The sequence below is a fragment of the Corynebacterium sp. S5S1 genome (assembly GCF_001913985.1).
GTDB classification, from domain to species: Bacteria; Actinomycetota; Actinomycetes; order Mycobacteriales; family Mycobacteriaceae; genus Corynebacterium; species Corynebacterium marquesiae.
Map to the genome: position 1 here is coordinate 1 of NZ_MKXT01000040.1, position 14,666 is coordinate 14,666.

Here is a 14,666-nt window from a genome sequence, read left to right on the forward strand (position 1 = left end):
AGGCTGCGTTTTCCCTCCGGATAAGTGAAATAATCCTAATATCAGCAGGCCAGACGGGCTAAACATATAACTTCACCAACACATCCTGTCGTTTAGGCCGCGGAGGAGGAAAGATGTTACGCGCCTTAGTGGTACCGCTATTGGTTGGAGCTTGCGGCTTCGCGTCTTTTGTTTCGGGGACTGTACTTTTCTTTGCGGGCCTTACTGTGGCAGATGCGGGTGACGGCAGCGGCAACGCGGCGTGGCCTTTGGCGCTTATCGGCGTAGGCGCCGCCTTGGTTATTTTTGCCCTGATGGCTTCTGGTCCGTTTTTTAATGCCCGACAAATGGAGAGGTCCTAAGGTAGGGCCCGTTCGAATTGAGTCAACTTGGCTTAAATAGTGATAAATACCTCTTTTTATTTCGAAGGCGGAACTCGATCCCAGTTCAAGCCGACATATGTCTCGACGCGCTGCTTTTTGTGATTGCCGTTCCGGCAAGTCACGGGGCTAGTATGTCTGACAATTCGACTTGTGCATTTTCAACACAAAAGGAGCTATCTATGGGCTACCGCGTACCTTGGCTGCGCCGCACAGCTGCAGCAGTGGGCACGGCCGCACTGGTTGTGGGAGGGTCAATGCCTGCCGCATTCGCGCACGACTCCGTTATTGGCGGTTCGGTCAAAGACGGCGACCAACTCGATGAGTTCCCTAAGGAAATCACCCTCGAGTTTTCTGGCATCCCCAAAGAAGACTTCAATACCTTTGCCGTGACCAACTCGGATACTGGTGAAAAACTCTTTAGTCAGGAACCAAAGCTCCATGAGCGGGATCTCACCATTGAGACCCCTGCGGATGTCCATCCTGGGCCGGGTAACTACCAGGTGGGCTTTCAGATCACGTCTTCGGATGGGCACGCTACCCGAGGCGGTGTGGAATTTTCTGTCAAAGGTGACGGGTCCGAAAATACCGAGGCCCCAGAGTCTGGCACGGCAGGCCAGGAAGGAACCGAGGGCCTGTCAATGCCGCTGAAAATCATTCTGGGGGTGGGCGGCGTTTTGGCAATTGCCGCAGTAGTTGCCCTATTTATTGCCAAGTCTCGTCGCATTGATTCGGAAGGTGAAAAATAATGTCCAAGTTTTCTAGCATCGCCCTTGTGGGCTTGACCGTGGCCGGCCTCGCCCTGGCAGGTTGCTCCCCACAGAACCAAAATGACTCCACCGAGTCGAAGGCGGATGCCACCACCAGCGCTGCAGAAAAGTCTTCCTCCGCCGCAGCCGAGGACCTGACCTTCGAAGATGCCGTCGTACGCGCCAATGAGGACAAGGACATGACCGCCATCTTTGGCACCCTGGTCAACCATTCCAATGCGGACGTCACCATCACTGGATTTTCCACCAGCCTCAATGCCAAGGTGAACCAGATGCATGAGACTGTCGATGGCAAGATGCAGGAAATGTCGAGCCCATTGGTGGTCAAAGCCGGCGAGTCCCACGAGCTGGCACCTGGTGGTGACCACTTCATGCTCATGAAGATGGATAACCAGATCGCCCCCGGCGAGTCCCTCAATCTCAAAGTGGAACTAGAGGGCGGCGAAGAGCTCGATTTGGGCGAGATTCAAACGCGCAGCATGCCTGCCGGCGATGAGGACTACGGTGATATGGCAGGCCACGGTATGGAAGGCCAGGATCACTAGCTATGTCTGGATTCAGCAGAAGGGGATTTCTCACTGGCGCTGCGGTATCGACCAGCGCCTTCGCGTTGGCAGGCTGCAATAACCAGGGGTCATCCCCGGATGTTCAGGCGCAGGATAGGCCTGCGCTTGCCGACGCCCTCGTGGCCTTCGACGGTAAACATCAAGCGGGTATCGCTACCGCAGCGCAGGCCCACCTGAATTTGGTGGGGTTTGATCTTAAAAGGGGCGTCGACAAGCGGGGGTTCGCCAGCCTAATGAAGCTGTGGACCGAGGACGCCCGCGCGCTATGTACGGGGGAGGCGCCGCTGGGCACCCTGGAACCGGAAATGGTGCAACAGCCCGCCAACTTGACCATCACCTGCGGTCTAGGTCAGAAGGTTTTCTCCTTGCTCGGCGTGGAGAAACCACGCTGGTTGGGAGATGTGCGTTCCTTTAAACGCGATGCGCTGGAGCCTAAGTGGGGACAAAGCGATATCGTCTTGCAGATCTGCTGCGATGACCCACTGATGAACACTTATGCGCTGCGCCATATGGTGCGAGCTGGTGAACACTATGCCAGTGTGAAGTGGCTGCAGCAAGGATTTATTAATGCCTATGGCAGCCACGAAAAGGGCGCCACCGCGCGCAATATGTTCGGACAAAAGGACGGCACTGTTAACCCGCGCAGCGAGGAGGACTTCGCCGCCCAGGTGTGGATCGATAAGGGCCCGCAGTGGGCCAATGGGGGAACGGCGATGGTGGTACGCCGCATCCGCATGAACGTGGATACCTGGGAAAAGCTGGATCGATCGTCCCGCGAGAATGCTATCGGCCGCAAGCTCGATACCGGCGCCCCGCTTACCGGTGAAGAAGAATTTGATGCTGCAGATTTTGATGCGGTAGATGATTACGGCCTGCCGGTGATTGATAAGAACTCGCACATGGCCCTCGCCGCCCCGCCGGCCGATCATCCAGAGCAGCGCATCCTGCGCCGGCCGTATAACTATGAGCTGGCTCCCGATGGCAAGGATGGGCAGCTTTCCAATATTGGCCAGGTTTTCATCTGCTATCAGCAAGATCCCACCAAGCAATTCGAGCCTATCCAGGCCCGTTTGGATAAATCGGACCTGCTGAACGAGTGGTTGACTCATATTGGTTCGGCTATGTATTTCTGCCCGCCGGGCACCCGCGATGCCGACGGGCGCGAATCATGGTGGGCAAAATCGCTCTGCGAGCATGCAGGGTTGTAGAATAGCTATCCGTAAATTTAAATAGCGGACGCGGCCAGGTATGCCGCCGACGCACGAGCGCATAAAGGAGCGCGATTATGGCGGAACTCATCCCCGCAGTACCGGTCAAATACGATTCCTTCACCGTGCCCGCCGGCCAGGCCGTGGGCGCAGCAATGCGAGAGCTCAACCTTCCCAATAAGGGTCCTGAGGCTGTCGTAGTCGTTCGCGGTGAGGACGGCACTCTCTTTGATTTGTCGCACACCCCAGACACGGAGTCCACCTTTACCCCGGTTGCCGCCAGCGAGGAAGACGGCCGTGCCGTCATCCGCCACTCCTGCGGCCACGTTATGGCCCAGGCCGTGCAGGCCGAATTCCCCGGCACCAAGCTGGGCATCGGCCCTGCCATTGAGAATGGCTTCTACTTCGATTTCCAGACCGCCGAGCCTTTCACACCGGAAGATCTCAAGGCGATTGAAAAGCGTATGAAGAAGATCATCAAGGGCGGCCAGCGCTTCGAACGCCACGTCTATGAATCCGCGGAGGAAGCGGAAAAGGCCCTCGCCGAGGAGCCTTTCAAGCTCGAGCTGGTCCAAGACAAGGGCAACGTTGACCCTGACTCCGACGAGGCCGCAGAAGTCGGTTCCGGCGATCTCACTCACTATGACAACATCAACCCGCGCACCGGGGAAGTAGAGTGGTTCGATCTCTGCCGCGGACCGCACGTGCCGACCACCAAGTACATCCCGGCTTTCACGCTGACCCGTTCTTCAGCTGCCTATTGGCGCGGTGACCAGTCCAAGGCTGGCCTGCAGCGCATTTACGGCACCGCTTTTGAGTCCAAGGAGGCGCTGGAGGCCTACCAAACCATGGTGGAAGAGGCTGAAAAGCGCGACCACCGCCGCCTGGGTCAGGAACTAGATCTCTTCTCCTTCCCAGATGAGATTGGCTCCGGCTTCCCGGTATTCCACCCGAATGGTGCGACCGTTCGCATGGAGATGGAAAACCACTCTCGCAACCGCCACGTACAGGCTGGGTACTCCTTTGTTAATACCCCGCATATCACCAAGGGTGACCTATTCAAGAAGTCTGGCCACCTGGACTTCTACGCCGACGGCATGTTCCCGCCGATGCAGCTCGATGGCGAATATGACGAAGAGGGCAATACCGTCAAGGAACCGCAGGACTACTACGCCAAGCCCATGAACTGCCCGATGCACAACCTAATTTTTGCATCCCGTGGCCGTTCCTACCGCGAGCTCCCGCTGCGTCTGTTTGAGTTCGGTACCGTCTACCGTTACGAAAAGTCTGGCGTGGTCCACGGCCTGACCCGTGCCCGCGGCTTTACCCAGGACGATGCTCACATCTACTGCACCGAAGAGCAGCTGGAAGAGGAGCTGACCAAGGTCCTCGACTTCATCATTTCTTTGCTGAAGGACTACGGACTGTCTGACTTCTACCTGGAGCTTTCTACCAAGGACCCGAATAAGTTCGTCGGTTCTGATGAGATCTGGGATCGCTCTACTTCTATCCTGCAGTCGGTCGCAGAAAAGTCCGGCTTGGAGCTGGTTCCGGATCCCGCAGGTGCAGCCTTCTACGGTCCGAAGATTTCTGTGCAGGCTCGCGACGCCATCGGCCGTACCTGGCAGATGTCTACCGTGCAGTTGGACTTCAACCTGCCGGAGCGCTTCGAGCTGGAATACACTGCGTCGGACGGCACGAAGAAGCGCCCAATCATGATTCACCGTGCGCTCTTCGGCTCCATCGAGCGATTCTTTGGCGTCCTGCTGGAGCACTACGCCGGCGCCTTCCCAGCATGGCTGGCACCGCACCAAGTGGTGGGCATTCCGGTGGCTGACGAATTCTCCCCGCACCTCGAAGAGGTTGCCGCCCAGCTGCGTCAGAAGGGTATCCGCGCCGATGTGGATACCTCTGATGACCGCATGCAGAAGAAGATTCGCAACCACACCACCGGTAAGGTTCCGTTCATGTTGGTGGCTGGCGCGCGCGACGTAGAAGCTGATGCCGTGTCCTTCCGCTTCCTCGACGGCACCCAGGTCAATGGTGTGCCGGTAAAGGAAGCTGTGGAGCTCATCGCCGCATGGGTAGCAGAGCGCAACAACGAGCAGCCGACCGAAGAGCTCATCAGTGCCCGACGCTAAAGAGACACAAGAAACCGACAGCTCCGCCGTCGCTGAAAACCACGCTGCGGAGGAGACCTTCGTTGACTCAGGCGCTGGCGAGCCGGACCGCCTCGAGCGGTTATGGGCGCCTTATCGCATGGCCTATATTGCCAAGCGTTCTAAGGACCCCTTCGTCGAAGCGCCACAGGGTAGCGACGAAGACGGGCTCATCATTGCGCGAGGCAAGTCCGTCTATGCATTGCTGAACCTGTTTCCGTACAACGCCGGGCACCTCATGGTGGTGCCGTATCGCAAGGAATCGCAGCTGGAGAACCTCACGCAAGAGGAATCTCAGGAGTTGATGGCTTTCGCGCAAAAGGCCGTCCGGGTGCTCAAGCGGGTTTCACACCCAGAAGCCATCAATGTGGGCCTGAACCTGGGTCGCGCTTCGGGCGGCTCGGTGGGAGATCACCTGCACCTGCATGTGGTGCCAAGGTGGCCCGGGGATAGTAACTTTATGACTGTCCTCGATGGGACTAAGGTATTACCGCAGCTTCTGCAGGATACGCGCCGCGTGTTGGCAGAAGGATGGCGCGAGATGGAAGAGGAGGATTCGCGTGCTTAGCGTGCATGGGCGAAAGCCCGCCGCCGTGGTGGTGGAACCTATAGCCAAGGCCTTTTTGAAGCTTGGCCTGACCCCGAATGTGGTCACGGTTGTGGGTACCATAGTCACCATTGCGATTTCGGTGATCCTCATTCCTACCGGCCACCTTTTTTCCGCTGCCGTTTTGTCCGGCCTCTTCGCCGCTTTCGACATGCTCGATGGCACCATGGCGCGCTTGACCGGCAAGGCTACTGCCTTTGGTGCGACCTTGGATGCGTCCTGTGATCGCATCACCGACGGTGCCTTGTTCAGTGCTATTGCATGGTGGCTGATTTATTCTGCGGATTCTTCCCGCATCACGGTTATTGCGTGCTTTGTCACCTTGGTATGTTCTCAGGTCATTTCCTATATCAAGGCTAGGGGAGAAGCGTCCGGATTCAAGATGGTCGGCGGCCTGATCGAGCGTCCCGAGCGGCTTATTTTGGGCTTGGGCGGCATCGGCCTCGAGGGCTTGGGAGTACCGCATGCCATTGAGGTAGCGCTGTGGATCTTGGCCGTTGGCTCCGTCTTCACCGTGTGCCAGCGTTTGGTTATTGCTGCCCGCCAAGAGCAGCAGTAGCTCGTACTGCACCACCTACAATCAGGAGGTTGTGACACCATGTGGGATAGAGAAGACCTCTCCGCGGCGGGTTACCTCGCGGGGTGGAAGGTGGTGCGCCGTCTGCCCGAGCCCATTGCGCGCACGCTTTTTCGCTGGGGTGCGGACTACGCAAGCGGCAACGGTCGGGGAATGGAGGGCTTGCGCCGCAACCTAGCGCGAGTGGTGGGCCCGGAAAACGTCACCCGCGGGTTGGTGCGGGATTCGGTGCGCTCCTATATGCGCTATTGGATGGAGGCGTTCCGCCTGCCAGCTATCCACGGTGATGCCGGGCTGCATGAGCGCTTGCTCAGCGGTTTGGAAGGCCTTGAGCATTTTGATGCTTCGGCTCAATCCGGCCGCGGCACCATTTTGGCATTGCCGCATTCCGGTAATTGGGATATGGCGGGCGTCTTCCTCGTCGGTCATTATGGCCAGTTCACTACCGTTGCAGAGCGCCTTAAGCCCGCAGTGCTTTTCGACGCCTTTGTGGACTACCGCGAAACCCTTGGCTTTGAGGTTCTCCCCCTCACTGGCGGCGAAGCCTCGCCTTTCGCCCGCCTCAAAGAGGTGCTGGAAGCCGGTGGCGTGGTCTGCCTGCTGGCTGAGCGCGACCTCACCCGAAGCGGCGTTACCGTGGATTTTATGGGGGAAAAGGCCAATATGGCCGCCGGTCCCGCACAGCTTGCCCTAGAGACTGGCGCCGCCCTGCACGTGGTGCACTCCTGGTTTGCAGGCGAGGGCTGGGGGCTCTCTGTGTCTCCTGAGCTCGAGGTAACGGACTTGCAGGAGACAACGCAGCGCATGGCCGATGGCTTCGCCGCCAATATCCGCCGCCACCCGGAGGATTGGCATATGTTGCAGCCGCAGTGGAATGTGGACATAGAGAGGCGTCGGCAAGCGCGGGCGGCCGAAAATGCCCGCAATGCCCGCCACACTGGGCCATCGCAGGAAGGGGGGAGCTAGTGCGCATAGGAATCGTATGCCCCTACTCTTTCGATGAACCAGGCGGGGTTCAAGCCCATATTCTTGACCTAGCGACTGTCTTCATTGAACAAGGGCACCATGTACAGGTCATTGGCCCCGCTGCGGAATCCACCCAGCTCCCGGATTTCGTAGTCAAGGGAGGGCCGGCTTTCCCCATCGCGTACAACGGGTCGGTGGCGCGCCTGTCCGTGGGGCCCCATGTAACACGCAAGGTAAAGCAATTCATCAAGGAGGGCGACTTCGATGTCTTGCACATCCATGAGCCGAACTCCCCGAGCTTTTCCATGACCGCGTTGGCTGTGGCCCAAGGCCCACTGGTGGCGACGTATCACGCTTCTGCGTCTAGCTCCCTGGTGCTGACCCTGGCCAAACCTTTCCTCGTTCCCTTCTTGGAAAAGATCCGGGGTGGCATCGCGGTATCCGACATGGCGCGGCGGTGGCAGGTGGAGCAATTGGGCGGAGACCCGGTCCTCATACCCAACGGCGTGGATACGTCGGTCTACGCCCAGGCTCGGCGCCGCAGCCCGGCCAAAGCCTCCGGCGATCCCCTGGAAGTTGTCTTCTTGGGACGTTTGGATGAACCGCGCAAGGGCCTCGATATCCTGCTGAGCGCGCTCCGCCAAGTACACCACGATATCCGCGTGACCATCATGGGCGGCGGCCGCGCCCGCGAGGTCGAGAGTGTGGATTTTGTAGGCCGGGTCAGCGACGCCGAAAAGGCAGAAATCCTGGGCCGTGCCGATGTCTACGTGGCCCCAAATACCGGTGGCGAAAGCTTCGGCATCGTGCTCGTAGAGGCCATGGCGGCCGGAGCGGCAGTCGTTGCTTCCGATTTGGAAGCCTTCCGTGCGGTGTGCAATGCCGATTCCGACGAGGTTGCCGGCGCACTCTTCCGCAATGAAGACAGCGAGGATTTGGCTCGCGTCCTCAACGAGGTGCTTGATGATGCCGAGTATCGGGCCCAGTTGGTGCGCAATGGCGTCCAACGCGCCAGTACCTATGACTGGGACCATGTAGCGGCGGCCGTGATGCAGGTCTATGAGACTGTCCAAGACGGTACCAAGGTGAGGGTGAAGCGTTGATGGCCATTGAAATTGCTCTAGTCCTCTTCCTACTTATCATCGTCGGTTTGTGGGCGCTTTTTACCGCCCAGCGGCTTAACTCGCTGCACATCCGCACTGATGCCTCGCTGGCCCAGCTGCAGGCGGCTCTAGACCGCAGGGCAGCGGTGACAGCGGCCGTAGCACCAAAGCTTGCGGCGCTAGCTCAGCGGGCGGAATCTACCGAGCTCTATCAAGGACACTTCGAACCGCGCACTATGGCCGAGCGGGAACTATCTGCCGCCATAGTGAGGGAGTTTCCCGCGGACCGTCGCCCTGCCGCGCTTGCCGACGCCGAGGGCCGCATCCAACTTGCCCACCGCTTCTACAACGAGGCGGTCAGCGACACCCGCGCGCTGCGCTTGCGCCCTGCGGTACGGCTCTTTCATCTGGGCGGCACCGCAAAACTGCCGGAATATTTTGACTATATGCTGGCCGAGTAGCCGGCAGATCTACCTCAAGTTTCAGGAGGCAAGCGCGTGCCGGCCGCGTCGGCGACGGAATACCGGCTGTGCCTCGGTGCTAGCAGCCGCGCCATCTGCCGGGGAGGAAGGAGACTGTCGCTGCTGCACATCTGCCCGCTCGACCTTCGAAGCCAGGGCCACCTCAACTGCAAACCAGACAAGTCCGATGATGGCCATGACAACGATGAGGATATTGCGGGCCACCAATAGGTAGACGGCGAACATGTTCTCGCCCACGTGGTTCCAGATGTAGTCATAGTTGAATGGGTAGACCAAGGTGCCCAGCACGGCGGCGATGATGGTGCAGGACGCTAACAAGGCTTGGAATTTCCGCAGGGAGGCGAATCCTTGCGGCAGGCGCTGGCGGATCACCACGGCAAGCAAGGGGCCCAGCCAGACGATGTATTGCGGGGAGAAAACCTTATTCGTCGCGATAAGAAGCAGGACCATAACGGTAAAAAACGCCATGGTCGTGCGGGTGGTCCATCCGCCGGCGCACAGGCGGTACAGCGCCCAGCCCACTGCGAAGACGAGCATGGCAATGGTGGCAATAGTGCTCCACGTCATTGCGGTATCTACGCCAGGCCCGGAAATTTCAAAACTCTTGGACGGCGCGTAGCCCAGGTGCCACCGCCCCGGAGAGCGATGTGCTTGCAGCAACAGGAACGTCGCCGGGATGGACTCCAACTGGAGACCGCGCACGCCCTGATAATTCAGCGGTGAAAGCAGGCGCTCGGTGCCAGAGCCAGTAATCGTGACGGTGCAGACCGCGACGATGGTGCAGAAAAACGCGAGTAGGCGCTGCCAGGTTGCGGAGCTGTTGAAGCGGCCCACCAAGCCGGCAGCGAGGACTCCTGGCCATAGCTTCATCGTGGTGGCAAATCCCAGTACCGCTGAGGCGATGAGCGGACGGGTAGCTAGAAGTGCAGCTGCCCCGGCCACGGCTAAGGCGGGGAATATATCGAGACGCCACACAAAGGTGTGGCCAGCTGCGGTGCCGAAGAGGACCCAGAACCAGGCGGCCTGGAAACTGCGCGGTTGAGTCGGGTGGTGGCGCAGGAGGAGGGCTAAAAAGGCGGCGTCAACAAGCAGGGTCATGATGGTGAAGCCGATATAGAAAGCGGTGATATTCTCGCCGGTGAGCCATCCCAAAAGCACCGTGGGCCACGTGCCCGAGTGGGGGTATTCGGTCATCTGTGTCGGGTCATCGCCAAAGAGCCCGGCAAAATAATATGCGACATCGCCCCTGGGATTGTGGTTAATCTTGAGTAGGTAAATAAGGACGAGGCGGGCGATGACCCACCCAATCCATACTGCTGGAACAGAAGCGATGCGTTTCACTCGAAAGACTTTATTCAATGCGCGCCTACTTCGGTAGCGGACATAGTTTCTTCTAGAAAATTCCTCCACTTTTGCTCCCAGAAGTGGGGGGACGGATTGAAAAACAAACTGACGGCTCGTCCAGTGAGTAGTGTGGACGGTAATTGCCTAGAAAGTGATGTAGGACATAGGGAGTGTGCAGATGGCATCTATTCGCGAGGTTCTGGCCGTCGAGGAAACGAAAGTGGCCGATGTCTTTAAAGGCCCTGCTGTGGAGTCGCGGATTGAACGTACCTTCGGCGGGCAGATTGCTGCTCAAGCAGTGGCCGCAGCCCAGCGCACTGTGTCCAGCAAAGACATCCACTCCCTGCATGGCTACTTTGTAGGCCCTGGCGATGCGAGCCAGCCAATTGAGATCCGGGTCGAACGAATTCGGGAGGGGAGATCCTTTGCTAATCGGCAGGTGCGTGTCTACCAACGTGACGTGCTCCTTTTTACTCTCATGGCTAGTTTCCACCGCGACGGCGACTACGGTCCGCAGCATCAGGACGCCGCGCCGAAGGTACTAGGGCCCGAGGAGGCAGCTCGGATGGGCGGTGGGGCCCCGTACTCCACCCGGATTATCCTCAAAGAGTGGGAGGAATGGGATATTCGCCTCGTGCCAGAGGAGGACCGCGATCCGGTGGCTGCAGAGTGCACCGGTGCAGGCTATCGGTATATCTGGTTCCGCAACACAGGTCATCTGCCAGCGGATTCTGCCTTTCACTGCGCTGCGCTGACTTATATGTCAGATATGACGCTGATTCGCTCGGCCCTTATTCCGCATCAGGGAGAAAAAGTGCAATTGGCCAGCCTTGACCATGCGATATGGTTCCTGCGCCCATTCCGGGTGGATGAGTGGTTGTTGTATGAGCAGGTATCACCCGCGGCGTCGAACGCAACGGCGGTTGCGCGTGGCAAAATTTTTACAGAGCAGGGTGAATTGGTGGCGTTGGTAAATCAAGAAGGCCTTACACGTTACTTAGATGAAAATTTGGGCAGCGGCTCTGCCCATGGCAATTGGCACAATGTATAAGAATGTCCCGCTTATAAGGGGGTCGCTTTCACGCGTTCGTGCAGCACACGTATAATTGCCACCAGTTTCAGCACCCGATTAGAAAGGGACTACATGTCAGGCCACTCGAAATGGGCAACTACCAAGCATAAGAAGGCTGCCAACGATGCCAAGCGTGGCAAGGAATTTGCCAAGCTGATCAAGAACATCGAAGTGGCGGCTCGTACCGGCGGTGGTGACCCAGCGGCTAACCCAACCCTTGATGACATGATCAAGAAGGCCAAGAAGGCCTCCGTCCCCAATGACAATATTGAGCGTGCTCGCAAGCGCGGTTCCGGTGAAGAAGCCGGCGGCGCCGACTGGGAAACCATCATGTACGAAGGCTATGGCCCGAACGGCGTAGCAATGCTTATCGAGTGCCTGACGGATAACCGCAACCGTGCGGCGACCGACGTGCGTACCGCGATGTCCAAGAACGGCGGCAACCTGGGTGAGTCCGGCTCTGTGGCCTACATGTTCACCCGTACCGGCTACGTCTTGGTAGAAAAAGGCGAGCTGACGGAGGATGACGTCTTGATGGCCGTGCTGGAAGCAGGCGCGGAAGAGGTTAAGGACCAGGGCGAGAAGTTTGAGATTGTTTGCGCACCGACAGATGTGCAGGCAGTCAAGGACGCGCTCAAGGACGCCGATATTGAGGTCGATGACTCCGACAATGACTTCCGTGCGTCTGTCGAGGTGCCGCTGGAGGCCAATGACGCCAAGAAGATTTTCCGCCTCATTGATGCCTTGGAAGACTCTGACGATGTGCAAAACGTCTACACCAATATGGATCTCTCCGATGAGGTTCTAGCCGAGCTGAACGAGGACTAATCCTCTTGTAGCAGGAACGGACCTTAGCGCCGGTAGCGCTCCGTGGGGATAGCCCGCAGGAGACGTTGCCGGCGCTTTTCCATGGGTTGACTGGATGCTACGCTTGTAGAACACTTGTGTGTAGTCCATAATGGGGTGGTAGGCAGTGCACGGTGGTGCCGACATGACAATGGGGGAGAGATGAACCTAGAAGGAATGCGCGTGATGGGAATTGACCCAGGCTTGACGCGCTGCGGGCTTTCGGTGGTTCAGGCTGGTCGTGGCCGAGCAATCCTTCCCGTTTCTGTCGGCGTGGTGCGCACCCCGAGCGATAAGGACTTGACGGAGCGCCTCCTGCGCCTTTCGGTGGCGGCGAAAGAGTGGATGGATGACTATTCGCCAGATGTGGTTGCGATCGAGCGCGTCTTCGAACGCGGCCAGGTATCCACAGTCATGCAAACGGCCCACGTCGTAGGGGTGCTGGTGCTGGCTGCGGCTGAACGCGATATTCCGGTATACATGTACACCCCGTCCGAGGTGAAAAAGGCCATCTCAGGGAACGGACGCGCAGATAAGAAGCAGATGACTACCATGATTACCCGTATTCTGGGGTTGACTGAACCGCCCAAGCCTGCCGACGCCGCCGACGCGCTTGCGTTGGCAGTGTGCCACTGCTGGCGTGCCCCGGCCATTGTGCGGATGGACCATACCGGGCTCGGGCTTGGTGCTAAGACCAGCGGCGTGCGCGGCCAGGGCAAGAAGCGCTAGGGATTTTTACTGAGAGTGGAAGGATAAGAAGCCAATGATTGCTGCACTGCGTGGAGAGGTAATCCATATTGGACTCGACCATGGGGTTATCGACTGTGCAGGCGTGGGGTACAAGTTTCTGGCTACCCCAAAAACACTGGGCACCTTGCGTCGCGGAGAACAGGCTACGGTTCTTACCAACCTGGTGGTCAAGGAAGATTCTCTGACTCTTTATGGCTTCAGCGCTGATGAGGACCGCGAGATGTTCCAAGTGCTGCAATCCGTGTCTGGCCTAGGGCCTAAGCTGGCCCTGGCGGCGCTGTCGGTCATGGGGGCAGGGGAACTTGCTGCGGCAATTGGCGCGGAAGATGTGAAGGCGCTGCAGTCTATCCCGGGCGTCGGCAAGCGTATGGCCCAACGCTTGGCTCTGGAGCTGAAAGATAAGGTAGCGGGTTTTGCGCCAAGCGAGCCTGCCGCCGCAGGCTCCGTTGATACCGCCATCGCGCCGGCCGGTGGTGCCGTGGTTGAAAGCGTGACTGAGGCGCTTGTTGGCCTTGGGTTTAGCGAAAAGGCATCGCGTCCCGTTGTGGAATCCGCCTACGCGGAAAATCCCGATGCCGATACGTCCTCTCTCTTGCGTGCGGCGCTGGCGCAGCTGGGCAAGAAGAAATAACCGGCAGGAAGGCTGAAAAATCATGTCCGATATTGAGCGCACCGAGTTCAATCTCCCTGAGGGCGTCGACGCGGCACACGCCACCCAGCGCAATAGCGATGTGGATGCCACCGCGCACTCCGAGGAGCATGATATTGAACGCTCCTTGCGTCCAAAGTCGCTCGAGGAGTTTATCGGTCAACCCAAGGTACGCGAGCAGCTCTCCCTTGTGCTTAAGGGGGCAAAGAACCGTGGGGTGACGCCCGACCACGTTTTGCTTTCAGGGCCGCCCGGTTTAGGCAAGACCACAATGGCGATGATTATTTCCCAGGAGCTGGGCACCTCGCTGCGTATGACTTCTGGACCCGCTTTGGAGCGCGCCGGTGATTTGGCCGCAATGCTTTCCAACCTTATGGAAGGCGATGTCCTGTTCATCGATGAGATCCACCGCATTGCCCGGCCAGCAGAAGAAATGCTGTACATGGCAATGGAGGACTTCCGCATTGACGTCATCGTGGGCAAGGGGCCCGGTGCTACTTCTATTCCGCTAGAGATCCCGCCTTTTACCTTGGTCGGTGCGACTACGCGCGCCGGCATGCTCACGGGCCCATTGCGCGACCGCTTCGGTTTCACCGCGCAGATGGAGTACTACGACACGGCTGATCTCACCCAGGTGATCAAGCGCGCCGCCCACATCTTGGACGTGGAAATTGACCACGATGCGGCGGTAGAAATTGGCTCTCGGTCGCGCGGAACCCCGCGTATTGCTAACCGTTTGCTGCGCCGCGTTCGTGACTATGCCGAGGTCAATGGCACCGGCCGGATTGATCTCAGTGCGGCCCAGGGAGCGCTCGAAGTCTTTGACGTAGATGACATGGGACTTGACCGCCTCGACCGAGCGGTGCTCAATGCCTTGATTAAGGGGCACGGCGGCGGACCGGTTGGCGTGAGCACACTGGCCATCGCAGTGGGCGAGGAGCCCTCGACGGTAGAGGAAGTGTGTGAGCCTTACTTGGTGCGTGCCGGGATGGTTGCGCGCACGGGACGCGGCCGTGTAGCTACCGCTGCAGCATGGCGACACCTAGGGCTTACTCCGCCGGAGGGCGCGGCCGGGCTGTTTTAATTTAAGGGCTAGCCTGCTTGGCGATGCCCATTACGTTGTTAGCAGTTCCACCTCAGGGCGCCGAAGATTCATGGTCTGTCCACCCGATTGGGCGGGTTATGTTTATTTCCGTTCCCTCCGTCTG

Annotated in this window: 15 protein-coding genes; 14 read left to right on the top strand and 1 reads right to left on the bottom strand. The window is 58.7% G+C overall.

From position 1 onward, the window contains the following. The first annotated feature begins 541 nt into the window (after positions 1 to 541). From BKN05_RS10800 to BKN05_RS10840, 9 genes are all read left to right on the top strand, one after another. On the top strand, positions 542 to 1,108 hold the full coding sequence (locus tag BKN05_RS10800) for a copper resistance CopC family protein (protein WP_286688636.1): 567 nt from the start codon (positions 542 to 544) through the stop codon (positions 1,106 to 1,108). Beyond that, a complete protein-coding gene (locus BKN05_RS10805) occupies positions 1,108 to 1,674 on the top strand; it encodes a copper chaperone PCu(A)C (protein ID WP_286688637.1) in 567 nt (188 codons plus the stop codon). Before BKN05_RS10800 ends, BKN05_RS10805 begins: the two co-directional genes overlap by 1 nt. Before the next feature lie 2 nt (positions 1,675 to 1,676). Further along, positions 1,677 to 2,903 (top strand): Dyp-type peroxidase, encoded by a 1,227-nt coding sequence (locus BKN05_RS10810; protein WP_286688638.1) that lies wholly within the window; start codon positions 1,677 to 1,679, stop codon positions 2,901 to 2,903. A gap of 77 nt (positions 2,904 to 2,980) precedes the next feature. Then, positions 2,981 to 5,044, top strand: a complete 2,064-nt coding sequence (gene thrS / locus BKN05_RS10815; protein WP_286688639.1) for a threonine--tRNA ligase — start codon at positions 2,981 to 2,983, stop codon at positions 5,042 to 5,044. Next, the gene (locus BKN05_RS10820) at positions 5,031 to 5,630 is read left to right on the top strand and encodes an HIT family protein (RefSeq protein WP_286688640.1); all 600 of its coding nucleotides are present in this window, start codon (positions 5,031 to 5,033) and stop codon (positions 5,628 to 5,630) included. Before thrS ends, BKN05_RS10820 begins: the two co-directional genes overlap by 14 nt. After that, positions 5,623 to 6,228: a phosphatidylinositol phosphate synthase gene (pgsA, locus tag BKN05_RS10825; protein ID WP_049378269.1), complete on the top strand. Its 606-nt coding sequence runs from the start codon at positions 5,623 to 5,625 to the stop codon at positions 6,226 to 6,228. The genes BKN05_RS10820 and pgsA overlap by 8 nt, the downstream gene beginning before the upstream one ends. 39 nt (positions 6,229 to 6,267) lie before the next feature. Beyond that, complete coding sequence (locus BKN05_RS10830; RefSeq protein WP_286688641.1) at positions 6,268 to 7,212, top strand: phosphatidylinositol mannoside acyltransferase; 945 nt, start codon at positions 6,268 to 6,270, stop codon at positions 7,210 to 7,212. After that, on the top strand, positions 7,212 to 8,315 hold the full coding sequence (locus tag BKN05_RS10835) for a glycosyltransferase family 4 protein (protein WP_049378267.1): 1,104 nt from the start codon (positions 7,212 to 7,214) through the stop codon (positions 8,313 to 8,315). Before BKN05_RS10830 ends, BKN05_RS10835 begins: the two co-directional genes overlap by 1 nt. Further along, the gene (locus tag BKN05_RS10840) at positions 8,315 to 8,776 is read left to right on the top strand and encodes a hypothetical protein (RefSeq protein ID WP_284810781.1); all 462 of its coding nucleotides are present in this window, start codon (positions 8,315 to 8,317) and stop codon (positions 8,774 to 8,776) included. Before BKN05_RS10835 ends, BKN05_RS10840 begins: the two co-directional genes overlap by 1 nt. Before the next feature lie 21 nt (positions 8,777 to 8,797). Here the strand turns inward: BKN05_RS10840 and BKN05_RS10845 are convergent, their stop codons facing one another. Beyond that, entirely contained in the window at positions 8,798 to 10,138 is a 1,341-nt protein-coding gene (locus BKN05_RS10845; protein ID WP_286688642.1) for a glycosyltransferase family protein, read from the bottom strand. Positions 10,139 to 10,319: 181 nt separating this feature from the next. Between BKN05_RS10845 and BKN05_RS10850 the strand changes: the two genes are divergently transcribed. From BKN05_RS10850 to ruvB, 5 genes are all read left to right on the top strand, one after another. Beyond that, complete coding sequence (locus tag BKN05_RS10850) at positions 10,320 to 11,192, top strand: acyl-CoA thioesterase (RefSeq protein ID WP_286688643.1); 873 nt, start codon at positions 10,320 to 10,322, stop codon at positions 11,190 to 11,192. 93 nt (positions 11,193 to 11,285) lie between these two features. Further along, the gene (locus BKN05_RS10855; protein ID WP_005324988.1) at positions 11,286 to 12,041 is read left to right on the top strand and encodes a YebC/PmpR family DNA-binding transcriptional regulator; all 756 of its coding nucleotides are present in this window, start codon (positions 11,286 to 11,288) and stop codon (positions 12,039 to 12,041) included. A gap of 180 nt (positions 12,042 to 12,221) precedes the next feature. Then, a complete protein-coding gene (gene ruvC, locus BKN05_RS10860) occupies positions 12,222 to 12,788 on the top strand; it encodes a crossover junction endodeoxyribonuclease RuvC (RefSeq protein WP_040425252.1) in 567 nt (188 codons plus the stop codon). Positions 12,789 to 12,822: 34 nt separating this feature from the next. Then, complete coding sequence (gene ruvA, locus BKN05_RS10865) at positions 12,823 to 13,440, top strand: Holliday junction branch migration protein RuvA (RefSeq protein WP_269953029.1); 618 nt, start codon at positions 12,823 to 12,825, stop codon at positions 13,438 to 13,440. Between the two features lie 22 nt (positions 13,441 to 13,462). Further along, a complete protein-coding gene (gene ruvB, locus BKN05_RS10870) occupies positions 13,463 to 14,542 on the top strand; it encodes a Holliday junction branch migration DNA helicase RuvB (RefSeq protein ID WP_269953028.1) in 1,080 nt (359 codons plus the stop codon). The last annotated feature ends 124 nt before the right edge of the window (positions 14,543 to 14,666 follow it).